We start from the raw sequence: 24,312 nt of genomic DNA on the forward strand, positions 1-24,312 counted from the left end.
GTCCCGGCCGTCAAGGCAGAGGTGGCGCGGTGGACCAGGTTTCGCCCGCGACCACGATGTGGTCGAGGTAGCGCAGACCTACCGTGCGGGCCGCTTGGTGGAGCAGGGTGCTGGCTCGGCGATCGTCGGGGCTGGGGGCGGGATCGCCAGAGGGGTGGTTGTGGACCACGGCGAAAGCTCGGCCGTCGTGGCGCAGGACGGTGTTGAGGATTTCCCGGACGGGGACGGCTACGTGGTCGATGGCGCCCTCGGCGACGAAAGCCCGGTGGCGCAGGCGGTTCTGGGTGTCGCAGACGAGCACGAGAAGTCGCTCCACCCGGGCGCCCGCGAAGAGCGGGATCGCCGCTGCCGCGATGTCTTCGGGCGTGGTGAGCTGAGGTAGCGAATCGGTGGGCGTGCGTGAGCGGGTGCCGAGGTGGAAAGCCGCGACGACCGTGGCTGCTTTGGCCGGGCCGATGCCCGCGCGGGCGGCCAGTTCTTCAGGGCGAGCGGCGGAGAGTTCGGCCAATCCGCCGTAGTCGCCGATCAATTGGGCGGCGACCTCCAACGCGGATCGGCCGCGAGTCCCCTGGCCGAGCAGCAGCGCCAGCAGCTCGCCGTCGCTGAGCGCGTGCGGGCCGAGCAGGAGCAGCCGCTCGCGCGGACGTTGGGCGACAGGCAAACTCGCGATCGGAACCGACATCGTTTCCCCCTGCGGATCGGTGACTGACTGCCGATGATCGCAGGGGGTACCGACAAGTCCGGGCTACCCCTCGGCCACCACGTGGGTGACGAAACCCGAACCCGGATCCACCCGCTAGGTGGGCTCCGCGCTGAAAACCGAATCGGCCATCAGCCGTTCCAAATTGCGTAGCTGGCGTTCGTGCACCACGATGCGGCGCAGCGCCTCGTTGACGGTGGCATTGCTGTCGGCGGTGCCCATGATGTCGGCGGCAGCGGCCAGCAGGCGCTGATCGAGATCTATTCGCAGGTTGCGCACGCATCCTCCTCTTCTACGATCGCAATCTTGCGTGATGGCGGCTCGGCTCGTCCGCTAATTCACCGCGTCGTTACCGAAACCACGCGTTCGCAAGTCCACACAGCGGCCGTCGGCATCGGACAGCAAGCACACAGAAAACACAGTTCACCGCCGGAATCCGACAGCGACCACCCCTGCAACTGTGCAGTTTGCGTAGTTGCCGGCGTGGTTGTTGTCGTGACGGGAATGCGGTGATTGCCTGGAGTCATGTTCACCGAGGCCCAGCTCTACTCGCCGGTGACGCGCGAGCGTGACGGCGATGTGACGGTGCATCTGAGCGATGACCACCCCGGCGTGCACGACGAGCACTACCGCGCGCGCCGCAACGCCATCGCCGCGCTCGCACTCGACTACTCCCCCGGCGCCCCCGTACCCCACATCGACTACACCGATGACGAGCAGCGGGTGTGGCGGATCGCCTCGGCCGAGCTGGCCCGCAAGCACGAGGTCTATGCCTGCCGTGAGGTCAGGGAGGCAGCAGGCAACCTCGCTCTCCCGCACGATCACATCCCGCAACTCGACGAGGTGTCACGGCTGCTCACCCCCCTGTCGGGCTTTCGGTACGTGCCCGCCGCCGGCCTCGTCCCGCTGCGCGAATTCTTCGGTTCCTTCGCCGAGCGCACCTTCCACTCCACCCAGTACATCCGCCATCATTCCGCCCCGCTGTACACCCCGGAACCCGACGCGATCCACGAGATCATCGGCCACGCCAACCAGATCGCCAGCCCGCGTTTCGCGGCGCTGTACGAGACGGTCGGCGCCGCGGTGGCGCGGCTGGAGACCGACAGCGCGCTGAAATTCCTCGCCGACGTCTTCTGGTTCTCGCTCGAGTTCGGCGTGGTCAGGGAGAACGACGAAATCCGTTGTTACGGCGCCGGACTGCTGTCGTCCTATGGCGAGATCGACGAATTCCGGCATGCCCGGCTCCGTCCGCTCGATGTCGCGGAGATGGGCACCATCGCCTACGACATCACCCATTACCAGCCGGTGCTGTTCTGTGCGGATTCGGTGGACCAGATCGTCGGCGTGCTCGGCGAATTCTTCGCGACCATGGATGACGAAACGCCGGCCAGGCTCGGTCACCCCACCCAGGCTGTTTCATAGCTATCTCCGAAAACGTTGCTACAGAACACAGTTCAACATTTTGTGTTTCTCACTTGTTGGGACCCGACACGCGCGACCGATGCGCGACTGTTACCTTCGACCCGTTCTTCGAGCTTTTTGAAAGGGTCGGGTAGACCGAAAATGACTGTGGACGCGACAGATACGCAGGCCGAGCAGAACCCGGAACCGGAAGCGCCCCTGTGGCTACAGGGCCGGGAAGCCGTGATCGCCGCCGCGGCGCCGGAGGAATGGCGCGGCAATGTTCCCGACTACGAACTGAGCCACGAGGTGATCCCGCGCGAGCGCAGCGTCGAGCACGCGCCCGGTTCGCTCGAGGCGATCGTCGAGGACCTGGTGAAGGTCTTCGAGATGGAGGTCTCGCACAAGGCCGACCCCGCGACGTGGCTGTCGGTGGTGGCCGACCAGTATCGCGGCCGGGTCAACGGCGGAGCGTGGCAGGACGCCGAGGAGTTCGCTCGTATCGGCAGCTACAACATCCTGATCGGCGACAACCCCTACTACGACGCCGAGAACGAGACCTTCGATTCCTCGCACCACATCTTCCACACCGCTTTCCCTGGCGGCTTCTTCTGGGAGGTCCAGGAAGTACTGTCGGGTCCGCCGTCGGTGAGCTTCCGCTGGCGGCACTGGGGCAAGTTCGAGGGCGAGTACAAGGGCCACCAGCCCACCGGTGAGCAGATCGAGATGTTCGGTGTGACCATCGCCCGCGTCAGCGAGGACCTGCGCATCCTCGAGCTGGAGCACTTCTACGACAACAACAAGCTGCTGGGCCCGCTGGCACACGGCTGCCCCGTGCAGCACGGCAAGCCGGAGTGATCAGGCCTTCTCCCCGAACGGCAGCCCTGCTTGCAGGAATGCCAGCGCGTCACTGACGTTGGTGACGTTCATCGGGGTGGCGGGCGCGATGGCGAGCATGGAGCCGATCATCGCGCCCGCGGCCACCCGCACTTCGAAGTCGTCGGCGGACCGGCCGGTGTAGTCGGCCAGCATCTGGGCGGCGAGTTCGATACTGCGCAGAAATTCCAGACCGATGGCCGAGCGCAGTTCCGGCACATGGAACAGCAACGCCTGGCGTTCCTGTTCGAAGGCGAGATCGGCGGGCGACATCCGGCCGAACACGGCCATGGTCGCGTTGCGGATGGCGGTGACCGGGTTCAGGCCGCGCGGGAGCGAGGCCATCTCCTCGATCATCACCGCATCCTGGTCGTCGGCGATGACCAGCTGTTCCTTGGTGGGGAAGTAGCGGAAGAAGGTGCTCGGGGATACCTCGGCCGCCGCCGCGATCTGCTCCACCGTGGTCTCGGTGTAGCCCTGTTCCCGGAACAGCCGGAACGCCTCGACCCTGATGGTTCGGCGGGTCCGCTCCTTCTTCCGCTCGCGCAGCGACATCTCAACCGACATGGATCGATTCTGCCGCATCCGCGTCGGTCGCCGGTGCCGTCTGTTGCCGTAGCCACAGCGCGGTGCCGAGTCCGGCGATCAGGCACACCGCCGCGCACAGCCCGAGCATGGTGTCCATGCCCGCCACGAAGGCCTGCTGGACCTGCGCCAGCATCGCCGGATCACCGGTCTCCCGCGCGACCGCCACACCCGCGTTGACACCGTCGGAGATCGGCGCGCGGTCGAGCGCGCCGAGGTCGGCCCGGTACCGGGTGGCCAGCACGGTACCGAGCACCGCGACGCCGATGGTGCCGCCCGCCTGCCGAAGGGCTTGCAGCAGTGCCGAACCCGAGCCCGAGCGTTGCGCGGTCAGCTCGCCCATCGCCAGACCGACCGCGGCGGGCATCACCATGCCCATCCCGGCGCCGAGCACCGTCGTCCACAGCGCCGTGAGCCAGTAGCCGCTCTCGACCGTGGTGAACGCGCCCAGTCCGAGGCCACTCGCGAGCACGAGCAGTCCGGCGGTGATCACCACCCGCACGCCCAGCCGGGGCAGCGCCACGTCGACCAGTCTGCTGCCGATCACGAGCCCACCGATCAAGGGCAGCAGCCGCAGCCCGCTGCCAAGCGCGTCGACGCCGAGCACGGCCTGGAAGTACTGCGGGACGGTGAAGAACATGCCGAACATGGCGAAGCTGACCAGGATCGAGATCGCGGTGCCCCAGCGGAAGCCGGGTGCGGCGAACAGCGCGAGGTCGATCAGCGGATGCTCGGTGCGGCGTTGCCACCACAGGAACACGGCCAGCGTCGCCGCCCCGGCCGCGACGACGAGCCAGCCGAGCAGGTCGCCCCAGCCGCGTTCGCCGATCCGGATGAAACCGTAGGTCAGCCCGAGCATGCCCGCCGCCGAGAGCAGCGCGCCGAGGAGATCGACGCGAAAAACGCTGTCACTGCGCGATTCCGGCACCAGTGTGGCCACGGCCAACGCTCCGATGACGACCAGCGGCACATTGATCAGGAACACCGAACCCCACCAGAAGTGCTGCAGCAGCCAGCCGCCGAGGATCGGGCCCAGCGGCAGGCCGATGGCGGTCGAGGTGACCCAGATCGTCAGCGCGCGTTGCCGCTCGGCGGGCTCGGTGAACAGCACCGGCAGCACCGACATCGACAGCGGCACCAGCGCGGCGGCGGCGACGCCGAGCACCACCCGCGCCACGATCAGCTGGCCGGCGGAGGCGGCGAACGCGCAGCCCACCGAGGCCACACCGAACAGCACCAGCGCGGCCAGCAGGATCTTCTTGCGTCCGTACCGGTCGCCGAGCGCGCCCGCGGGCAGCATCAGCGCGGCCAGTGCCAGCGTGTAAGCGCTGCTGAACCATTGCAGCGCAGCGGTATTCGCATCCAGGTCCACCGCGAGCGTCGGGATGGCGACCGTGAGCACGGTGACGTCGAGTCCGATGGTGAGCATCGCCACGGCAAGCGCGCCGAGCGCGAGCCAGCGGCGGGTGTCTTCCGTCCGCATATCTCCTCCAAAATGATAGCTACTACTTTTTGATAGTAACTCTCATTTGAGAGTTCATGTCAATACCCTGTCCAGTCCAGACCTGTCAGCTCGTGGACCGGCGAACGCGTCACCGCAGCGACTATTAGGCTGCGAGGCGATGAGGATTCGTGAAGTCGGCCTGCGCGCCGCATGCCTTCTCGGTGCTGCCGTCACCGTCACCGCACTCGCAGGCGCTCCCGCCTTCGCCGTCCCCGCCACCGACGGGCCACCGGTCGGCGGCTCGAGTACGACCACCACACCCCCGTTCACCACGCCGAACACCGACGACTGCCCACAGAAGACGCAGCCGCCCGCGCCGATCGACACCTCGGAGGTGCCTGCGCCCGGCGAGCCGACACCGACCCAGCTCCCCGTCCCCTCCCCCGCCATCGGCGGTCAGCGGATGGGCGATTGCGGCGTGCTCGTGCCCGACGGCGCACCCCCGGTGCCCGCCGAGATCTCGGCGACCGCGTGGATGGTCTCCGACCTCGACACCGGTCGCGTGCTCGCCGCCAAGGATCCGCACGGTCGCTACCGCCCCGCCAGCACCATCAAGGTCGCCCTGGCCATCGTCGCGCTGCGCAGCCTGGATCTGGACAAGGTCGTGGTCGGCACCCAGGCCGACGCCGATGTCGACGGCACCAGGGTCGGCATCGGACCCGGTGGCCGCTACACCAACCGCCAGCTCATGCAGGCCCTGATCATGTGCTCGGGCAACGACGCCGCGCACGCCATAGCCACCCAGCTCGGCGGCGACAAGGCGGCCGTGGCGAAGATGAACGAGGTGGCGAAGTCGTTGCGCGCGTTGGATACTCGCGCCGCAACCCCGTCCGGCCTCGACGGACCCGGCATGAGTACCTCGGCCTACGACCTGTCGGTGCTGTTCCGCGAGGCGATGAACATCCCGCTGTTCGCCGAACTGATCCACACCGAGCAGGTGGACTTCCCCGGATTCCCCGCCGACCCCAAGATCCCCGACGACAACTTTGACAAAGCAGACCACCCCGGCTTCCCGATCGCCAACGACAACCAGCTGCTCTACAACTACGCGGGCGCGATCGGCGGCAAGACCGGATTCACCGACGACGCCCGTCAAACCTTCGTCGCCGCCGCCGAACGCGACGGCCATCGCCTGGTCGTCACCCTGCTCAAGGCCGACGTGCGCCCGATCCGGCCCTGGGAGCAGGCCGCACGACTGCTGGACTACGGTTTCGCCCTCGACACCGACGCCAGGATCGGCAAGCTGCCCGAATCAGGCAGCGAGGCAGTGCAACCCAGCGTCCCCCTGGCGTCACCCCCACCGCGCGCCGACGGTACCCAGGCCGACCCGGTCCGACCGGCACACCAGGGCGCCCGCATCGCCACCCTGATCGGCGGCCCGGTGCTGATCCTCGTGCTGCTGCTCTGGGCGCGCAGGGCTTTCCGGCGCAGGCGCTGACACCGAAAGCCGGGCGCTACCGCCGTTTACCGGCCAGCATCAAGGCGAGCGCCGCCACAGCTCCCGCCCCGAAGTAGGCGGCGCCGGCGCCAGTCGACATCCCGTGCTCGACCACCCGAGGCCGGATGACCACCGCGTCCGGCGGCTCGACCGCGGCAGCACGCTCGTTGTCCGACGACGTCGCCGCCCACGCCGTCGCGAACAGCAGGATCCGATAGGACATGTAGCTGAAGACCATCAGGCCGATGATCGACCCGAACGTCGCCCCCACCGGGCTGGACAGCACCGTCCGCAGATAGATCGCAGCGATGATCTTGAAGATCTCGAAGGCCACCGCCGCCAGCACCGCCGCCCGCGCCGCGCTGCGCAACGACACCGGCTCGCGCGGCAGCCGCGCGATCATCCACGCGAACACCGCCCACGACGCGAGCAATCCGAGCGCGATGGAAACCAGCCGCAACACCAGACCCGCCCCGGGCAGATGATCCGCCCCCAGCAGCTCGAGCACCCCTTTGCCCAACCCGCTCGCCGAGACCGCCGACAAACCGAGCGACACCACGAAGGCCAAGCCGAGACCGATCAACGCACCGATATCCGACAGTTTGGCCAGCCACCACGGCTTGTCGGGGCTGTGACTGGCCCACTGCTCGGTGAGCGCGGCCCGCAGGTTGGCGATCCAGCCGAGCCCGGTATAGAGCCCGACCAGCAAGCCGATGACGCCGACCGTGCCGCGGGAATTGATCGCCTGTTCGATGAGGTCGTTGATCTGGGTGCCGAAGGAGCTGGGAATCTTCTCGACGACCTTGTCCTGCAACTCGGTCAGCAGGTCGGGGTGTCCGGCCAGAATGAAACCGGCCACCGAGAAAGCCACCATCAGCAGCGGAAACAGCGACAGCACAGTGAAATACGTGATGCCAGCCGCGAAGAAGTCACCGCGCTGGCTCTGGAACCGCCCACCGGCCCTGACCAGATGATCCAGCCAGGGCCTGCGCCCGATCTGCTTCTCGACGGCTGTCGAGATGTTGTCGATCAACTGCATGACACGCGCCCCTTCAGCGAAAACCTCAGGTGCGCAACGGGTCAGCGAGCGAGGAAGCCAACCCGGTCGTACACCTGAGCAAGTGTGTTGCCTGCGATCTCACGCGCCCGCTCGGCACCCGCGGCCAGAATCCGGTCCAGTTCTGCCTGATCGGACAGGTATTCCTGCACCTTCTTCTGCACGGGTGTCACGAATTCGACCAGCGCGTCGGCCACCTCGGCCTTGAGATCACCGTAGCCCTTACCCTCGAAATTCACCTCGAGGTCGACGATCGGGGTTTCGCGCAGCGAGCTCAGGATCACCAGCAGGTTGCTCACGCCCGCCTTGTTCTCCGGGTCGTAGCGGATCTCGCGTCCGGTGTCGGTGACCGCCGAACGCACCCGCTTGGCGGTGACCTTCGGGTCGTCGAGCAGGTTGATCAGCCCGGCGTCGCTGGAGGCCGACTTGCTCATCTTCGAGGTCGGGTCCTGCAGATCGAAGATCTTCGCGGTGCCCTTGACGATGTGGGGTTCCGGCACGACGAAGGTCTTCTTGTAGCGAGTGTTGAAGCGCTGGGCCAGGTTCCGGGTCAACTCGAGATGCTGACGCTGGTCCTCGCCGACCGGCACCTGGTGCGGGCGGTAGAGCAGGATGTCGGCGGCCATCAGCACCGGGTAGGTGAACAGGCCGACGGTCGCGTTCTCGGCGCCCTGCTTGACCGACTTGTCCTTGAACTGGGTCATCCGGCCCGCTTCACCGAAACCGGTGATGCAGCTCAACACCCATGACAGCTCGGCGTGCTCGGGCACCTGACTCTGCACGAACAGCGTGGACTTGGCGGGGTCGATGCCGAGCGCGAGCAGCTGGGCGGCGGCGGACTTGGTGCGCGCCCGCAGCGCCTTGGGATCCTGGCTGACGGTGATCGCGTGCATATCCGGAATGAAGTACAGCGCGTCGTACTCGTCCTGCATCGTCACCCAGTACTGCAGCGCACCCAGGTAGTTGCCGAGGTGGAAGGAGTCGCTGGTGGGCTGGATGCCCGACAGCACCCGCTGCTTACGTTCGGCCGTCTCGGCCGGGGCAGGACTGGACATGCCCCCGATCTTTCCATGGCACTCAAGCGGAATTTCGCTGCACCCAGTTGCGCGGATCGACACCGGGCATGCTCGGGTGGCCCGTCTTGACCATGCGCTGTTCGCGACGGGCGAGTAGCTGATAGGACGGGGCGCTGGGCCCAGCGAGCGTGCCCGCCAGAACCCGGGGCGCCAGCGGCGGGACGACATGGGCGGTGCGGATGCTGCGGCACAGCGCGCGGTGGGCCAGTTCGTCGGAGATCCCCCACTCGATGCCGTACATCTGCCGGATCCGCGGCGGAAGACTGCCCTGGACCAGCAGATACAGCGCGGTCCCGACCTGTTCGGCCGGTGGGCGCAGCCGGTACGCCTTGCGGTGGCCCGCGAGATAGGAGCCGACCAGTTCGGCCTCATCGGTGAGGAACAGTTCGGTCGAGTTCAGATAGCTGTCGAAGTAGCGACGGAAGGCCGGGTAGTCGGCGGGTGCGGCGTCGCGCGGCATGCCGAACAGTTCGCCCCACCGGACGTAGTCCTGGTAGAGGTCTTCGCGCTCGGTGGCCGTGAGTTCGCGGACGAGGCGGTCGTACATCACCTCGGCCGAATCGAAGGTGAAGGCCATGGTCATGAACATCAGGTGCGGATCGTGGGCCGCGTAGGCGGTGCCGGCCGGATGGTGGGCGCCCGCGTCTTCGGGCAGGGTGCCGACCACCGCGTCGTGCTTGCGCCGGGTGAAGGCCAGCGCGCGATCGGCCTCGGCCAAGCTGCCGAGGAACACCGCTTCGAACAGGGCTCCGGTGATGGCCAGGCGGGTGTAGGGGGTTTCCCGATGCGCGGTGTGTTCACTGGTGCCGACGAACAGCAGCGGATGCACCGCGCCGATCACCAGCGCCCGCACGCCGTAGGTGAGACCGACCGCGCGCTTGCTCATCACCCGCCGGATCATCGAATCGTCGGCGAAATATCCGGGTTCGCCCTGCCGTGTGGCCATGTTGCGCCTCCTCGTCGAGTGCATCTGGCAATAGAATCCTCCAGAATTGATATTCTGGCAAGAGTCTCTACCAAAACAGCGCGAGTGGACGGCAGCACGCACAATGGACGCTGTGGCAGCACAACGGACATACGGTGGCGTTTCGGCGCAGGATCGGCAATCCCAGCGGCGGACCGCACTGCTGGACGCGGCGCTGGATCTGGTCGCCGCCGATGCCAAACTCACCGTCGCCGGCCTCTGTGCGCGCGCGGGCCTGAACGAGCGGTACTACTACGAGAGTTTCGACAAGCGCGACGACGTCCTGGAAGCCCTGCTCGACCGCATCGCCGACGAACTCACCGCGGCGATCGCGACCGCACTGGCCACCGCGCCCGCCGACAGCCGCGTCCAGGCCCACGCCGCGATCGACGCGGGCATCTCGGTGCTCACCGACGACCCGCGCAAGGCCAGGGCCGCGCTGATCGCCGGGATGGCCACCCCGGAGCTTCGCGCCCGTACTGCCAGGACGGTGCGGGCGTTCGCCCGGCTGGTCGCCGCCGAGGGCACCGGCTTCTACGGCGGCGACGTCCCACAGAACCTGGTCGACTTCCGGGCGATCTACCTGGTCGGCGGCCTGACCCAGACCCTCACGACCTGGCTCGCGGGAGACCTCGATCTCACCCGCGAGGAACTGATCGACCAGATCACCGACGTTTTCGTCCTGCTCGGCGACGACCTCGCCGGTCGTTACCGCTGAACGATCCCGCTACAGGGGGAAGCACGCGCCGGTGCACGGCTCCGACGACCCGTTGCTCAGCCAGCCGATCAGGCGCCAGAACTGGATGTCCACGTTTTGCACCGAGCCGGTACCGGAACCGCTGTCCGCGATCTGCGCACCGTTCGCAGGCTGGGACGGAAGGGGCACGCACACATCGAGCATGACGCCGTCGCATTCCGCGGCGGAACCGCTCGACAGCGCGCGCAGCAGGTTGCCGACCAGGTCGCTCGATCCCGGGGACGCCTCGGCGACCAGCTGAATCTTCGCCTGCGCGGTGTCGGCGCCCGCCACGGCATCAGCTGTCGCCGGACCGGTGGCCGCCGCGATGATCGCGCCGAAAATACTCGCGCTCAACAGTATTCGCTTCATCAGGTTCTCCTTGCCGGCAGCCTCGGGTGGCCGCACGGCGAAGACAGTAAGCGGACTGATCAGACTGCGACAGACACCAATAGCAGTGGCATCGAAACCCGGGCACCGGTGCGCCGATCCAGCGGACCGTCGTCCACCGTGGACGCGGATTCGCGTCAGTCGGTCAGTCCGACCGCGCCGAAGGTGTCCGCGTCGCCTTGCAGAACCACGCGGAACACGACATCGCGGCGCGCCCAATAGGCAGCGCAGTCGCGCATGGTGGCGTCGAACCAGGCGCGTTCGGCGGGTTGCTCGCCGAGCATGTCGTCAGCGGTACGGATCACCGCGACATAGCCCGGGGCGTCGCCCACGAAATCGTCGAGGTCGCGCAGGCATTCGTCGAAGGCGTCCTTGTTGGCGCCGAAGTAGTACGGGAACTGGAAGGCGGCGGCGAACTCGTCGAACAGCTCTGCCATGGTGCGCATCTTGGTGCCGCGCAGTTCGCGCACGCGGTAGTCGGCGGGGGCGTCGTAGCGGACGCCGCTGAACTGGTTGGCGTCCACCGGCAGCGCACCGAGCACCGGCGGCGTGGTCGCGGCCGGTGCTTCGGGGGTGGGGCGAGCAAGGAACTGCGACAGCGTCATTCGCGGAGTCATCAGCGCATCCTCGTGAAGGTTTCGTAGTGGTCGCCGGTGTACCAGGCCGAACCGTCGCTGCCGGTGACGATACGTTCGGCGTCGCGACCGCGATTGCGCTGCTTGGGATTCACATCCCACTCCTGGTATTTCACCGGATTGCCCGCCGAATCCTTGGGCGGCAGTTTGGTTCCCCGGTTCATGAACTGCTCGCCGCCCTTGGTGCCCTGCGCGTTGGCCGAACCGGGCCAACGCCCCGCGTCGATCTCGACGAGGGTGACATAGGCACGGTCGGGCACACCCGCGGTCTTGGTGACCGGCGAGGCCGACGAATTCCCGGCGGGCGGACCAGGCTTCGGCGCGGACGCGGTGGTGGTGATCCCGGCGACGGCACGCGTGGTCGACGTGACGGTGGTGCTGTCGCTACCGCGACCGCCGAACACGGTGAGGCCGATGGCCGCCAGGACTAGGACGAGCCCACCGAGCAGGCTGAGAGTCTTGCGTGAGAGTTTCATCGATACTGGACAGTAACGGGCGCGTGGTCGGACCACCGCTGGTCGTAGGCGTCAGCCCGTTCGACGACGGCCTGCTTGGCGCGACCGGTCAGCTCACCGAGGGCCAGCTGGTAATCGATGCGCCAGCCGGAGTCGTTGTCGAAGGCGCGGCCGCGGTAGGACCACCAGCTGTAGGGGCCGGCGACGTCGGGATGCAGGGCGCGCACCACGTCGACGTAGCCCGCGGCGAGCAGTTCGGCGATCCAGGCGCGCTCCTCGGGCAGGAAGCCCGCCGACTTCTGGTTGCCCTTCCAGTTCTTCAGGTCGACCTCGGCGGGGGCGATGTTCCAGTCGCCGCTCACCACGAACTCGCCGGTGCGCGACTTCAGGTACGCGCCGAGCTCGGCCATGAACCGGTACTTCTCGTCCTGCTTGGGGGTGTTCTCCTCCCCCGAGTGCACGTAGACGCTCGCCACGGTGACGTCGTCGAAATCGGCTTCGATATAGCGGCCCGACGCCGCGAACTCGGTGCTGCCGAACCCGACGCGCACGGCATCGGGCGCGCGCCGCGACAGGATTCCCACGCCCGCGCGACCCTTGGATTCCGGCTCGGCATGGGAGAGCACCCAACCCGTGTCGAGCGCGGGGGCCAACGCCGTCGCGGTCTGCGCATCGGTCGCCCTGGTCTCCTGTAGGCAGACGATGTCGGCTTCGGTCGCCGCCAACCAGGCTGTCATGCCCTTGGTCGAAGCGGCACGGACCCCGTTAACGTTCACAGTCGAGAGGATTATCGGCACCGTACGACCGTACAATGCAGGCAGGGATGCTCCCCCGGACACCGTCGTCCAGGAAGGGGTGATGACGATGACGTCACGCACCGCCAAGTCCACCGCCCGCCCCACGCCCGTCGCGGCGTTGCACATCGGGTCCGGCGACCCGGTCTTGCTTTTGCACGGATTCCTGCTGTCGCCACACTGCTGGGAGCAGGTCGCGCAGCGGATGTCGGCACATTGCGAGGTGTACGCGCCCGCGTTCGCCGGGCACTGGGGTGGTCCGAAGGTCGAAGGGTGGGCACTGGATGTGTACGCCCTGGCCGATCAGATCGAGGACCAGCTCGACGAGCTGGGCTGGCGAACCTGTCACATCGCGGGCAATTCGCTCGGTGGCTGGGTGGGACTCGAGCTCGCTCGACGCGGCCGGGCTCGCACGCTCACCACGATCGCCGCGGCGGGGGGTTGGGCGTCGCCGTCGCTGAGCCAGGTCAGGGTCGGCATCAAGTTCACGTCGATGATTCCCTTCATCGAGATCGGCAAGCGCCTCGGCGGTGTGGCGATCAACAACCCACTGGTGCAGCAGGTGGCCGCATTGCTGGTCACCAAGCACACCGGCGCCGTCGCCCGCCGCGACCTCGCGACCACGCTCACCGCGGTCCTGCACTGTGACGCGATGATCCCGCTGATCCTCGGCAGCCTGCGGGCGCCGGGCATGGACGACCTGGGTGAGCTGAGCACCCCGGTGCGGATGCTGCTCGCCGAGTACGACCGGATCATCCCCAACAGCGTGTACGCCACCCACTACCTGCGCGAACTGCCCGAGTCGGCGGATCGGATCCTGGTGCACGGGGTGGGGCATGTGCCGATGCTGGAGGCGCCGGACCGGATCGCCACGCTGATCGCCGAGCACATCTACGCCAGCCGCGGACACCTGCGCGCCGTGTGACGAGATCCCGGCCGCGACAACACTGTTCGCGGCCGGGGCCGGTTCACTTCCCGAGCAGACCCTTCGCGATGTGGGTCACCTGGATCTCGTTGCTGCCCGCGTAGATCATCAGCGACTTCGCGTCACGGGCCAGCTGCTCGACCCGGTATTCGCTCATATAGCCGTTGCCGCCGAACAACTGCACGGCCTCCATCGCCACCTCGGTGGCGGCCTCGGAGCAGTACAGCTTCATCGCCGAGGCCTCGGCGAGGCTCGGTGGCTTGCCCGCGCGAGCGCGCTCGAGCACGTTGAACACCATGTTCTGCACATTGATTCGCGCCACTTCCATCTTGGCCAGCTTGAGCTGGATCAGCTGGAAGCGCCCGATCTCCTGCCCCCACAACGTGCGATTGCGCGCGTAATCGACACAGAGCCGGTGACATTCGTCGATCACGCCCAGCGCCATGAACCCGACGCCGATCCGCTCGGCGGTGAAACTGGCTCTGGCGCTTTCTCTTCCGTCACCGCCCTGGTGTTCCTCGGTCTCGCCGAGCAGCCGGTCCTTGCCGAGCCGGACATTGTCGAAGAACAACTCGCCGGTGGGTGAGGAGTGCAGGCCCATCTTCTTGAACGGCTTGCCCTGGGTGAGGCCTTCCATGCCCTTGTCGAGCACGAACGTGAGCACCTTGCGGTCGCGTTTGCCGGCGCCGTCACCCTCGTCGAGCTTGGCGTAGACGATCATCACGTCGGCGCACGGCCCGTTGGTGATGAAGGTCTTCTGGCCGTTGAGGATGTAGTCCTCACCGTCGCGTTCGACGCGAGTCTTCATGCCGCCGAACGCGTCCGAGCCGGAATCGGGTTCGGTGATCGCCCAGGACGCCACCTTGCGCAGGGTGACGATGTCGGCCAGCCAGCGCTGCTTCTGCGCGAGGGTGCCCCTCGACATGATGGTGGTGGCGCCGAGGCCGATGCTCACGCCGAGGGCGGACACCAGACCCATACAGACGCCGGACAATTCACTGATCAGCACCGCCATCATCGACTGCTGATCGCCGAACGGGCTGCCCGGCTTCTTGCCACCTTCGCTCGGACCCGCCGCTTCCTTGGCGAGCATCTTCGCGACGGCGTCCTCGCCCATCGCATCGATCCCGAACTGGCTGAACAGCTTGCGCAGGATCGGATACGGCAGCATCTCACCGCTGTCGAGGGCATCGAGGTTCGGCCGGACCTCCTTGTCGATGAACGCCCGCACGGCGTCGCGGATCATCAGATCGGTCTCGGACCATTCGAACACTGCCGTCTCCTGACGCTCGCTCCGTCCAAAAACATACACGCGTGCTTGTTTTTGCGGAGCCGTTTCGGTGACCCCGGTCACCATCTGCCCGCGTAACAGCGGCGTAACGGATCGGAAAATTCGCGTCTACATCTATGCAGGACCGTCTGTGAGTCGCCGGTTACGTGCGGCAGCGGATGAAGGAGAGAGGGAAATGGCCGGAGCAGATACTGCCGCCAAAGAAACACTCGAGGACTACACGCTGCGTTTCGCCCCGCGGAGCTACCGCAAATGGAGCCCCGCCGTCGTCGGCATCTCCGCACTCGGCGGCATCGCCTACCTCGCCGATTTCGCGATCGGCGCGAATATCGGCATCGCCCACGGCACCGGAAACGCCCTGATCGGCATCGGTATCTTCGCCGTGGTCGTGATGCTCACCGGATTTCCGCTCGCCTATTACGCGGCTCGCTACAACATCGATCTCGACCTGATCACGCGCGGCAGCGGATTCGGCTACTACGGCTCCGTGATCACCAATATCGTGTTCGCGTCGTTCACTTTCATCTTCTTCGCGCTCGAAGGTTCGATCATGGCGCAGGGCCTGTTATTAGGCCTCGGAATTCCGCTGTGGCTCGGCTATCTCGCCTCCACGATCATCATCTTCCCGCTGGTCATCTACGGGATGAACACCCTGGCCAAACTCCAGGTGTGGACCACGCCCCTGTGGCTGCTGCTGATGGTGGCGCCGTTCGGCTTCCTGCTGGTGCGCCACCCCGATTCGGTGGGTTCGTTCTTCGCCTACGGCGGCGAGAACGGTGAGGGCGTGAGCGTGTCGGGCGCGCTGCTGGCCGCCGGTGTGTGCCTGTCGCTGATCGCCCAGATCGCCGAGCAGATCGACTACCTGCGCTTCATGCCGCCGCGTACTCCGGAGAACCGGGCCAAGTGGTGGGGCTGGATGCTGCTCGCCGGTCCCGGCTGGGTGCTGTTCGGCGCGGCCAAGCAGGTTGTCGGCCTGTTCCTCGCGGTGTACCTGATCGCGAACCTGCCCGCCGCGCAGGGCATCGCCAACCAGCCGGTGCACCAGTTCCTGGAGATCTACAAGGACATGGTGCCGGGGTGGCTGGCCATGACGCTGGCCGTGGTGCTGGTGGTCATCAGCCAGGTCAAGATCAACGTGACCAACGCCTACTCAGGCTCGCTGGCCTGGACCAACTCCTACACCCGTGTCACCAAGACCTACCCGGGTCGGCTGGTGTTCCTGGTGGTCAACCTCGCCGTCGCACTGGTGCTGATGGAAGCGAACATGTTCGACTTCCTCAACAACATCCTCGGCTTCTACGCCAACTGCGGCATCGCCTGGATCGTCACCGTGGCCACCGATATCGCGGTGAACAAGTACCTGCTGAAGATCTCGCCGAAGGTGCCGGAGTTCCGGCGCGGCATGCTCTACGACTTCAACCCGGTGGGTCTGGTCGGCTTCGGGCTGTCGGCGGTGCTGTCGATCATGACCTTCTTCGGCCTGTTCGGTGAGCTGCTGAAGCCGTACTCGCCGCTGGTCGCGGTGCTGGTCGCCTTTATCGCGACCCCCCTCACCGCGATCGCCACCAAGGGCAAGTATTATCTGCGACGCGCCGACGACGGCATCGAGGCGCCGATGTTCGACGAACACGGCAACCCGTCGGGCGACCTGCTCACGTGCCACGTCACCGGCATGGACTTCGAGCGCCCGGACATGATCGCCTCGGCGGTGCCGGGTCCCGAGGGCGAGATCCAGTACATCAGCTCGCTGGCGCTGTCCACGGACAAGGACGGCAGGCACCTGCTCCCCAGGCAGTGATATCGGAGCGCTGGCGCGCTCGCGTTCGCGGCCCCTTGTGTCCCGTCGATCAGGCACCGTTGCTTGCTCCTTCGTCGCCTACGCAACGGCACCTGATCGACGGGACGGCCGCGAACCGCCGCTGCGCGGCGGCCCCTCCTCGAGGTCGGGGGTGCGGGGCTGGTTTCAGATCAATCTTCGGACAACCGGCAGCGGCAGGACGCGCAGCGCGAAGCCCAGTGGCACCCATGGCCAGCCGGGCACATAGGCGTTGGCCCGGCGCTTCTCGATCGCGGCGACCATGGCGTGCACGCCGGTTTCGGTGTCCACCATGAACTTCGGCTGATGCTTGACGCGATCGTTCATCTCCGAGCGGATGTAGCCGGGATAGATCACCGAGACGTCCACGCCCGGAATCGCCTCCGCGCGAACGCCTTCGGCCAGCGCCGCGACGCCCGCTTTGGTCGCCGCGTAGGTGGTGAGCGTCTTGGGCATGCCGCGCAGGCCGGAAATCGAGGAGATCATCACCAGGTGACCGCGACCCTGCGCGCGGAAGATCTTCAACGCCGCCTCACTCTGGGCCAGGGCGGCAAGGAAGTTCACCACCGCGGTCTCGCGATTGGCCTTGTGATGGCCGGTGCCCAGCGGCGCGCCCTTACCCAGGCCCGCGTTGACGATCACGCGGTCGACGGTGCCGAATTCCTCGGCGAACTCGTCGAAGACGGTGAACACCGCTGTGTCATCGGTGACATCGAGTTGCTTCACCGACACGACACGGTCGGGGTGCTCGGCGAGGATCTGCGTACGCAGTTCGTCGAGACGCTCGGTCCGGCGAGCACACAGGCCCAGGTCGTACCCGAGCGCGGCGAACTGGCGCGCCATCTCGGCGCCGAGCCCGGAGCTGGCGCCGGTGATCAGGATGGTGCCCCGGCTCACGACAGCGCCGGGGTTCGTCGGGGGGTGATTCGCGATTCCATGTGCCCACGCTAGCCACCACGCGGCACGGAGGTCGAGGATCGGCGACTACGTTCGCCTGGCCGATGCGCCACAGCACCGCGGTGACGCACTCCTTCGCGCGTGCGAGGGCTGCGGTGCCGCGGTGCTGTCGGCGGAGTTTCAGCGGGCTGCGACCAGTCTGGCGGCGTTGGCGGCGGCGTCGTCGCCCGCTTCGTTGGCGGCCAGCTCCGCGTGGACCCGGTCGTAGTAGCGGTTGATCTCGGCGTTGGTGGTCTCCTCGTTCCAGCCGAGCAGCGGTGCGATCAGGCGGGCGACTTCCGGTGCGGCGGCGAGACCGCGATCGGGAACTTCGATCGAGATCCGGGTGCGGCGGGTGAGGATGTCGTCGAGATGCAGGGCGCCCTCGTGGGTGACGGCGTAGACGATCTCGGCGGCGATGTAGTCCGAGGCGCCCGGAATCGGGTGGCGCAGGGCGGGGTCGGCGGCGATGAGGCCGAAGATATCGGTGCTCAGGGAGCCGTAGCGGCCCAGCAGGTGCTCGACCACGTCGACGGGCAGTCGCTGTGACACCGACAGGTCGGTCACCTCGGCGAGCATGTCGAAGTAGCCTGCCGCGCCGACGATCGGCAACTGCGCGGTAGCGGAGGCGGGGATCTCCCCGCCGAGGCGCGCGGCGGCGGCGTCGACGACATCGGCGGCCATCACCCGGTAGGTCGTGTACTTGCCGCCCGCGATCACGAACAGGCCCGGCGCGGGTTCGGCGACGGCGTGTTCGCGCGAGAGCTTCGCGGTCTCCTTCGTGGCGCCGGTCATCAGCGGCCGAAGGCCGGCGTAGGTGCCGACGATGTCTGCCCTGGTCAGCGGCTCACGCAGCAGCGCGTTGACGTGGTCGAGAATGTATTGCACGTCGGCGGCGGTGGCCGTCGGGTGGTTCTTGTCCAGCGCCCATTCGGTGTCGGTGGTGCCGATGATCCAGTGTTCGGCCCACGGGATGACGAACAGGACCGACTTCTCGGTGCGCATGATCATGCCGGTGTGCAGGTTCAGCCGGTCGCGCGGCACGAGGATGTGCACGCCCTTCGACATCTGGACGTGGAACGGGAAGTCCACGCCGGTCATCTTGATCATGTCGTCGGTCCAGACGCCGGTCGCGCTGATCACGGTACGGGCCCGAATGGTGTGTGTCAGACCGGTTTCCAGGTCTTCGACCCGCGCACCGACGACCTTCTCCCCGTCACGTTCCAGCCCGATCACCTTGGTGCGGGTCAGCACCGTGGCGCCGTTCTCGGCGGCGGTCCTGGCGATCATCATCGTGTGGCGGGCGTCGTCGACCTGGGCGTCGTAGTAGCGGATGGCGCCGGTCAGCGCGTCGTCACGCAGCGCGGGCGCGAGTTCCAGTGCGCCGGAACGGGTCAGGTGCTTGTGCATCGGAACGGTACGCGCGCCACCGAGCGTGTCGTAGAGGGCGATGCCGGCGCCGATGTAGGCGCGCTCCCACACCCGGTGCTGGAGCGGGAACAGGAACGGCACCGGGTGCACCAGATGCGGCGCGAGCGTATTCAGCAACAGCCCACGCTCTTTGAGCGCCTCGCGCACCAACGCGAAGTCCATCTGCTCCAGGTAGCGCAGGCCGCCGTGGATGAGCTTGGAGGAACGGCTAGAGGTGCCCGCCGCGAAATCGCGTGCCTCGACCAGGGTTACGGACAGGCCGCGCGAGGCGGCGTCGAGTGCGGCGCCGGCGCCGGTGACGCCACCACCGATGACCAGGACATCGACCTCGGCGGTGTCGAGCGTGCCGACAGCCTGCTCACGGTAGGTGGGGTCCAGTTGCACAGACACGATGATCTCCTTCTCGAAAGTATCGGGGGTGACTCAGATTTCGGCCCAGTCGAGGGTGCGTTCGACGGCCTTGAGCCAGCGGCGGTAGCCGTGTTCGCGTTGCTCCGCGGACCAGGAGGGGTACCAGCGGACGTCTTCGGACCAGTTGTCGAGCAGTTCGCCGGTGCCGCTCCAGAAGCCCACAGCAAGTCCGGCTGCGTAGGCGGCGCCGAGCGCGGTGGTCTCGGCGACGACCGGGCGCGAGACCGGGACGCCGAGCAGGTCGGCCTGGATCTGCATGGCCAGCTGGTTCACAGTGACGCCGCCGTCCACCCGCAGCGTCGCCAGTCGGACACCGGCGTCGCGCTGCATGGCCTCGACCACGTCGCGGGTCTGGTAGGCGATGGATTCCAGGGTGGCCCTCGCCAGGTGGGCGTTGTTGCTGTAGCGCGACAGGCCGACGACCGCGCCGCGGGCATCGGGTCGCCAGTACGGCGCGAACAGTCCGGAGAAGGCCGGCACGAAGTACACGCCGCCGGAATCGGCCACCTGCCCGGCGAGGTCTTCGATCTGCGCCGCACCCGCGATGATGCCCATCTGGTCGCGCAACCACTGCACCGCCGACCCGGTGACGGCGATCGACCCCTCCAGCGCGTAGGCGGGCTTGTCGTCGCCGAACTGATAGGCGACGGTGGTGATCAAGCCGTGGTTCGAGCGCACGATCTCCGTGCCGGTGTTGAGCATCAGGAAATTGCCTGTGCCATAGGTGTTCTTGGCCTCGCCGGGCTGGAAACACACCTGCCCGACGCCGGCGGCCTGCTGATCGCCGAGCACGCCCGCGATGGGCACCGAGCCTTTGAACGGGCCGTCGGGCTTCGTCGTCCCGAACAGTCGCGGGTTCGCCGACGGCGCGATGGTGGGCAGCATGGCGCGCGGGATGCCGAAGATCGCGAGGAGGTCGTCGTCCCAGTCGAGGGTTTCGAGATCCATCAGCATGGTGCGCGAGGCATTGGTCGGGTCGGTGACGTGCACGCCGCCGGTGAGGTTCCAGATCAGCCAGCTGTCGAGGGTGCCGAACAGGGCGTCACCGCGCTCGGCATCGGCGCGCACGCCCGCGATGTTGTCCAGGATCCACTTCAGCTTGCCGCCGGAGAAGTACGGCGCGGGCGGCAGGCCGGTCTTCTCGCGGATGAGCGCGCTGTGCCCGGCGGCGTCGAGGTCGGCGATGATGCGGTCGGTGCGGGTGTCCTGCCAGACGATGGCGTTGCCGTAGGGGCGGCCGGTGTGGCGGTTCCAGACCACGGTGGTCTCTCGCTGGTTGGTCACGCCGATGGCGGCGAGGTCGTCGGCCGTGAGATCGGCGAGCGAGAGGGCGGTCTTGACGACGGTGCGGGTGCGTTCCCAGATCTCGTCCGGATTGTGTTCGACCCAGCCGGGGCGCGGCATGATCTGCGAGTGTTCGAGCTGGTGGCGGGCGACCACGGTGCCCTTGTGGTCGAAAACCATGAATCGCGTCGACGTCGTGCCCTGGTCGATCGCGCCCACGTACCGGTTCATCTTCTCGCCTTCCCGGACCTCGTCGTCGAGTCCGCCGATCGGGCACCTGTGCCCGAAACCCACGCTAGGAACGCGGGCACGCGGGCACCACAAGCACCGTTCGACAATGCTGAACGGTGGTAGGTTCGGGCCCATGCCTGGCCCGATCCAGTCGATCGAACGCGCCGCCGCCGTGCTGCGGTTGCTGGCGCGTGGACCGGGGCCACTGGGTGTCGGCGAGATCGCGACCGCGCTCGACCTGGCCAAACCCACCGCGCACGGCATCCTGCGGACGCTGCTCGGGGTCGGGTTCGTCGACCAGGACGCGCTCACCGGCAAGTACCTGCTCGGCCCCGCGATCGGCGAGCTCGGAACCGATCGGCTCGACGTGAACGAGTTGCGCTCACGGGCGATCCACCGGGCCGACGCGCTGGCCTCCCGTTCCGGGGAATCGGTGCGCATCGCCGTGGCGCGCGATACCGGAATCACGGTGATCCACCACGTCTTCCGGCCCGACAACAGCGAGCAGGCGCTGGCGGTGGGCGAAGTACTTCCCGCCCACGCGACCGCGCTGGGCAAGGTGCTGCTCGCTTACGACGCCGCGGCGCAAGCCGGTGCGCTCCAGGGTTTCACCCACCGGACGATCACCGAACGCGACGCGCTCGACCGGGTGATCGCCGAGGTTCGCCGACGGGGCTGGGCGGACGAAGTCGACGAGCACCGCTCGGGCGAAGCGGGGATCGCCGCGCCCATTCGGGCCAGAGGCGGCCTCGTCGTCGCGGCCATCGGCATCACCGGGCCGACGGATCGGCTGTGCGACAACCGGTTACAGGTGCGCGCGGCCGCGATCGAGCAGGTTCGCGCCGCCGCTCTCGCCGTGCACCGCGACCTGACGGCAGCGCGATGAACCGGGCCGGTACTTTCGCGAGCGCCACCTCCACCGACCGATACTCCGCGGCCGACAACGAGAGCAGACGACGATGACCCCACGCTTCGTGCTCGCCATCGATCAGGGCACCACCTCGAGCCGGTGCATCGTCTTCGATCAGCACGCCCGGCTGGCAGGCATGGCACAGCGGACCCATCGCCAGCACTATCCCAAGTCGGGGTGGGTGGAGCAGGACGCGCTCGAGATCTGGCGGACGGTGGAGCGGATCGTGCCCGCGGCACTGCGCGATGCCGGGATCACTGTCGACCAGGTGGCCGCGATCGGCATCGCCAATCAGCGCGAGACCACCGTGGTGTGGGATCGGCGCACCGGGCTGCCGGTGCGGCTGGCCATCGTCTGGCAGGACGTGCGCACCGAAGAGCTGGTCGAGCAGCTGAAGGAATTGCCCGGGGCACAGCGTATTCCCGAGTTGAGCGGGCTCCCGTTGGCCACCTACTTCGCCGCACCACGCCTGCGCTGGCTCCTCGACAATGTCGACGGTCTTCGCGCAAGAGCCGAACGCGGCGACGTTCTCTTCGGCACCATGGAATCCTGGCTCATCTGGAACCTGACCGGCGGCGCCGAACACGTCACCGACGTGACCAACGCGGGACGCACCCTGCTGATGAACCTCGCCACCCGCCAGTGGGACGCGGAACTGCTGCGGTTCTTCGACATTCCGCCCGCCATGCTGCCCCGCATCGAACCGTCGACGGGCGATTTCGGCACCGCCCGCACCGTCGTCCCCGGCGTCCGGATCGGCGCGGCCCTCGGCGACCAGCACGCGGCGCTGTTCGGCCAAACCTGCTTCGCCCCTGGCGAAACCGAATGCACCTACGGCACCGGCGGCTTCCTCATGATGAACACCGGCACCGAACTGATCCGCTCCCGGCACGGCCTGCTCACCACCATCGGCTACCAGGTCGGCGCCGAACCGGTCTACGCCCTCGAAGGGCCCATCGCGGTCACCGGATCTCTCGTCCAGTGGCTGCGCGATATCGTCGGCCTGATCGCCACCGCACCCGAGATCGAAACTCTCGCAAGCACAGTCGACGACAACGGCGGCTGCTACCTGGTCCCCGCCTTCTCCGGCCTCTACGCCCCGCACTGGCGCAGCGATGCCCGTGGCCTGCTCATCGGCCTGACCTCCTACGTCACCAAGGGCCACCTGGCCCGCGCCGTCCTGGAGGCCACCGCCTGGCAGACCCGCGACGTGGTCGAAGCCATGAACGCCGACGCCGGCCTCCAGGCGAAGTCCCTGCGGGTAGCAGGCGGCATGGCCTCCAACAACCTGCTCATGCAGATCATCGCCGACGTCCTCGACACACCGGTCATGCGCCCGCTGGTCACCGAAACAGTCTCCCTCGGCGCCGCCTACGCAGCGGGTCTGGCCGTCGGCTACTGGCCCGATCTCCAAGGCCTACGCCGCAATTGGAAGGTCGCCGCCCAATGGATACCGTCGCCGGACCGTCGAATCCGCGAGGAAGAATACGAACGCTGGCAACGAGCCGTCCAACTCAGCGTCGGCTGGGCCCGGCCCGCCAACTAGACCACTGAGGTAGGGACGGTCGCGCGTCAGCCGAAGAGTTCGTCGGTACGAGTGGCGGTGACCGCCTGCGTCAACCATGCGTCGAGCTGGTCGAGATCGGTACACGCGGCGAGCAGCGCGCGCTGCGCGGCGGACAGCTCGAGCCCGCGGGCAGTCAGCACGGTGAGCACCGCGTGCGCAGCAGTCTCGGCGACCTTCGCGTCCACCTCCGCGAGGCCCTCCTCTCGCCCCTTAGCCATGTACTTGGTAGCGATGCGGCCGCGATATTGAGGCGAGCTCTCCATCAGTTCCTCCAAGCGTCGGCTTGCGGCGACGGTCAACGCGTCGTCGACCAGATCAAGATACATTTTGGCATGTTCATCGTCGGTTTTCATCAGCCCGGCCAGGAACGCGGCAAGGACTTCCTCCATATGCGGACCTGCGCCGTGGGCGATCGCCGACAGCGTCGCGCGCTCGGGGCACTTTCCGGCCTCGACCGGATCGGTGACGACCGGGAAACGGTCCGGGCCCAGCACCAGCGGTTGGATGACCGATCCGACTGTATCGAGCTCGATCGGCTGCTCGGCCCACTTCGCGACTGCTCTGCTGGGCGTCACCACCAACAGCACTACCGGGCAACACAGCCGCGATCGCAGGGTGGTCAGGTAGACCGGCCATTTCCAGCGACGCACGTCCGCCTTGGACAACTGCACCTCGACGCACACACCGAGTACCGGGATGTCCCGATCGTCGTGGGTGCTGAGGGCCAAGTCACCGCGGAACTCCTTGGGCCCGACGTCAGTGAAGTCGCACGGCTCAGCCCGCATCTGCGACAAGCCGGGCAGCGGGATCCTGAACTCCTCAGCCAGCAACGACGGGGCGAGCAGGAGATCCGTGCGGAACAGGTCAAGCAAACCCTCGTGCAGGTGGCTCGGCATGTG

The 24,312-nt window shown here is 67.3% G+C and carries 24 protein-coding genes; 8 read left to right on the plus strand and 16 right to left on the minus strand.

Annotated elements, in window-relative coordinates; genetic code table 11:
- Nucleotides 1-10: 10 nt before the first annotated feature.
- Both ACFULV_RS30095 and ACFULV_RS30100 read right to left on the minus strand, forming a co-directional pair.
- Entirely contained in the window at nucleotides 11-682 is a 672-nt protein-coding gene (locus ACFULV_RS30095) for a RadC family protein (protein WP_378635484.1), read from the minus strand.
- Nucleotides 683-796: 114 nt separating this feature from the next.
- A complete protein-coding gene (locus tag ACFULV_RS30100; protein ID WP_378635482.1) occupies nucleotides 797-979 on the minus strand; it encodes a type II toxin-antitoxin system VapB family antitoxin in 183 nt (60 codons plus the stop codon).
- A gap of 246 nt (nucleotides 980-1,225) precedes the next feature.
- Between ACFULV_RS30100 and ACFULV_RS30105 the strand changes: the two genes are divergently transcribed.
- Complete coding sequence (locus ACFULV_RS30105) at nucleotides 1,226-2,122, plus strand: phenylalanine 4-monooxygenase (RefSeq protein ID WP_378662547.1); 897 nt, start codon at nucleotides 1,226-1,228, stop codon at nucleotides 2,120-2,122.
- Nucleotides 2,123-2,263: 141 nt separating this feature from the next.
- Nucleotides 2,264-2,959, plus strand: coding sequence for an ester cyclase (locus ACFULV_RS30110; protein ID WP_378662550.1), 696 nt, complete (start codon nucleotides 2,264-2,266; stop codon nucleotides 2,957-2,959).
- On the opposite strand, the gene ACFULV_RS30115 is transcribed toward ACFULV_RS30110, so the two are convergent.
- Nucleotides 2,960-3,544: a TetR family transcriptional regulator gene (locus tag ACFULV_RS30115; protein WP_378635475.1), complete on the minus strand. Its 585-nt coding sequence runs from the start codon at nucleotides 3,542-3,544 to the stop codon at nucleotides 2,960-2,962. It abuts the gene before it with no gap.
- Complete coding sequence (locus ACFULV_RS30120; protein WP_378662553.1) at nucleotides 3,534-5,045, minus strand: MFS transporter; 1,512 nt, start codon at nucleotides 5,043-5,045, stop codon at nucleotides 3,534-3,536. Before ACFULV_RS30120 ends, ACFULV_RS30115 begins: the two co-directional genes overlap by 11 nt.
- A 139-nt stretch (nucleotides 5,046-5,184) precedes the next feature.
- Between ACFULV_RS30120 and ACFULV_RS30125 the strand changes: the two genes are divergently transcribed.
- Complete coding sequence (locus ACFULV_RS30125) at nucleotides 5,185-6,504, plus strand: D-alanyl-D-alanine carboxypeptidase family protein (protein ID WP_378662556.1); 1,320 nt, start codon at nucleotides 5,185-5,187, stop codon at nucleotides 6,502-6,504.
- 16 nt (nucleotides 6,505-6,520) lie between these two features.
- On the opposite strand, the gene yhjD is transcribed toward ACFULV_RS30125, so the two are convergent.
- Genes yhjD through ACFULV_RS30140 form a run of 3 tightly spaced genes read right to left on the minus strand, consistent with a single transcriptional unit; the run spans nucleotide 6,521 to nucleotide 9,583 of the window.
- Complete coding sequence (gene yhjD, locus ACFULV_RS30130; RefSeq protein WP_378662557.1) at nucleotides 6,521-7,543, minus strand: inner membrane protein YhjD; 1,023 nt, start codon at nucleotides 7,541-7,543, stop codon at nucleotides 6,521-6,523.
- A 41-nt stretch (nucleotides 7,544-7,584) separates the two neighbouring features.
- On the minus strand, nucleotides 7,585-8,616 hold the full coding sequence (gene trpS, locus ACFULV_RS30135) for a tryptophan--tRNA ligase (protein ID WP_378635465.1): 1,032 nt from the start codon (nucleotides 8,614-8,616) through the stop codon (nucleotides 7,585-7,587).
- 22 nt (nucleotides 8,617-8,638) lie between these two features.
- Nucleotides 8,639-9,583 (minus strand): oxygenase MpaB family protein, encoded by a 945-nt coding sequence (locus ACFULV_RS30140; protein ID WP_378662560.1) that lies wholly within the window; start codon nucleotides 9,581-9,583, stop codon nucleotides 8,639-8,641.
- Nucleotides 9,584-9,686: 103 nt separating this feature from the next.
- Between ACFULV_RS30140 and ACFULV_RS30145 the strand changes: the two genes are divergently transcribed.
- Nucleotides 9,687-10,319, plus strand: a complete 633-nt coding sequence (locus ACFULV_RS30145) for a TetR/AcrR family transcriptional regulator (RefSeq protein WP_378635460.1) — start codon at nucleotides 9,687-9,689, stop codon at nucleotides 10,317-10,319.
- Between the two features lie 9 nt (nucleotides 10,320-10,328).
- Here ACFULV_RS30145 and ACFULV_RS30150 read toward each other — a convergent pair whose 3' ends face one another.
- From ACFULV_RS30150 to ACFULV_RS30165, 4 genes are all read right to left on the minus strand, one after another.
- Nucleotides 10,329-10,709: a hypothetical protein gene (locus tag ACFULV_RS30150; RefSeq protein WP_378635457.1), complete on the minus strand. Its 381-nt coding sequence runs from the start codon at nucleotides 10,707-10,709 to the stop codon at nucleotides 10,329-10,331.
- Between the two features lie 155 nt (nucleotides 10,710-10,864).
- Nucleotides 10,865-11,344 (minus strand): barstar family protein, encoded by a 480-nt coding sequence (locus ACFULV_RS30155; RefSeq protein WP_378635455.1) that lies wholly within the window; start codon nucleotides 11,342-11,344, stop codon nucleotides 10,865-10,867.
- Nucleotides 11,344-11,838: a ribonuclease domain-containing protein gene (locus tag ACFULV_RS30160; RefSeq protein WP_378662563.1), complete on the minus strand. Its 495-nt coding sequence runs from the start codon at nucleotides 11,836-11,838 to the stop codon at nucleotides 11,344-11,346. Before ACFULV_RS30160 ends, ACFULV_RS30155 begins: the two co-directional genes overlap by 1 nt.
- Nucleotides 11,835-12,614 carry an exodeoxyribonuclease III gene (locus ACFULV_RS30165; protein ID WP_378662565.1) on the minus strand — a complete coding sequence of 260 codons (780 nt, stop codon included), beginning with the start codon at nucleotides 12,612-12,614 and terminating at the stop codon, nucleotides 11,835-11,837. Before ACFULV_RS30165 ends, ACFULV_RS30160 begins: the two co-directional genes overlap by 4 nt.
- A 67-nt stretch (nucleotides 12,615-12,681) precedes the next feature.
- On the opposite strand from ACFULV_RS30165, the gene ACFULV_RS30170 reads away from it, so the two are divergent.
- Nucleotides 12,682-13,536 carry an alpha/beta fold hydrolase gene (locus tag ACFULV_RS30170; protein WP_378662567.1) on the plus strand — a complete coding sequence of 285 codons (855 nt, stop codon included), beginning with the start codon at nucleotides 12,682-12,684 and terminating at the stop codon, nucleotides 13,534-13,536.
- 43 nt (nucleotides 13,537-13,579) lie between these two features.
- Here the strand turns inward: ACFULV_RS30170 and ACFULV_RS30175 are convergent, their stop codons facing one another.
- A complete protein-coding gene (locus tag ACFULV_RS30175; protein WP_378662570.1) occupies nucleotides 13,580-14,809 on the minus strand; it encodes an acyl-CoA dehydrogenase family protein in 1,230 nt (409 codons plus the stop codon).
- A gap of 193 nt (nucleotides 14,810-15,002) precedes the next feature.
- Here ACFULV_RS30175 and ACFULV_RS30180 point away from each other — a divergent pair, with 193 nt between their 5' ends.
- Nucleotides 15,003-16,625 carry a purine-cytosine permease family protein gene (locus ACFULV_RS30180; RefSeq protein ID WP_378662573.1) on the plus strand — a complete coding sequence of 541 codons (1,623 nt, stop codon included), beginning with the start codon at nucleotides 15,003-15,005 and terminating at the stop codon, nucleotides 16,623-16,625.
- A 165-nt stretch (nucleotides 16,626-16,790) separates the two neighbouring features.
- On the opposite strand, the gene ACFULV_RS30185 is transcribed toward ACFULV_RS30180, so the two are convergent.
- From ACFULV_RS30185 to glpK (ACFULV_RS30195), 3 genes are all read right to left on the minus strand, one after another.
- Nucleotides 16,791-17,540 carry an SDR family oxidoreductase gene (locus tag ACFULV_RS30185; RefSeq protein WP_378662575.1) on the minus strand — a complete coding sequence of 250 codons (750 nt, stop codon included), beginning with the start codon at nucleotides 17,538-17,540 and terminating at the stop codon, nucleotides 16,791-16,793.
- Between the two features lie 180 nt (nucleotides 17,541-17,720).
- Nucleotides 17,721-19,400, minus strand: a complete 1,680-nt coding sequence (gene glpD / locus ACFULV_RS30190) for a glycerol-3-phosphate dehydrogenase (RefSeq protein ID WP_378662578.1) — start codon at nucleotides 19,398-19,400, stop codon at nucleotides 17,721-17,723.
- A 33-nt stretch (nucleotides 19,401-19,433) separates the two neighbouring features.
- Nucleotides 19,434-20,936, minus strand: a complete 1,503-nt coding sequence (glpK, locus tag ACFULV_RS30195; protein WP_378662580.1) for a glycerol kinase GlpK — start codon at nucleotides 20,934-20,936, stop codon at nucleotides 19,434-19,436.
- Nucleotides 20,937-21,069: 133 nt separating this feature from the next.
- Here glpK (ACFULV_RS30195) and ACFULV_RS30200 point away from each other — a divergent pair, with 133 nt between their 5' ends.
- Together ACFULV_RS30200 and glpK (ACFULV_RS30205) are read left to right on the plus strand one after the other, a co-directional pair.
- A complete protein-coding gene (locus ACFULV_RS30200; RefSeq protein ID WP_378662583.1) occupies nucleotides 21,070-21,822 on the plus strand; it encodes an IclR family transcriptional regulator in 753 nt (250 codons plus the stop codon).
- A gap of 73 nt (nucleotides 21,823-21,895) precedes the next feature.
- Nucleotides 21,896-23,392 (plus strand): glycerol kinase GlpK, encoded by a 1,497-nt coding sequence (gene glpK, locus ACFULV_RS30205; protein WP_378662585.1) that lies wholly within the window; start codon nucleotides 21,896-21,898, stop codon nucleotides 23,390-23,392.
- Nucleotides 23,393-23,418: 26 nt separating this feature from the next.
- Here glpK (ACFULV_RS30205) and ACFULV_RS30210 read toward each other — a convergent pair whose 3' ends face one another.
- Nucleotides 23,419-24,309, minus strand: coding sequence for a hypothetical protein (locus ACFULV_RS30210; RefSeq protein ID WP_378662588.1), 891 nt, complete (start codon nucleotides 24,307-24,309; stop codon nucleotides 23,419-23,421).
- Between the last annotated feature and the right edge of the window lie 3 nt (nucleotides 24,310-24,312).

The organism is Nocardia sp. NPDC057272, assembly GCF_042668615.1.
In the GTDB taxonomy this organism is placed as follows: Bacteria; Actinomycetota; Actinomycetes; order Mycobacteriales; family Mycobacteriaceae; genus Nocardia.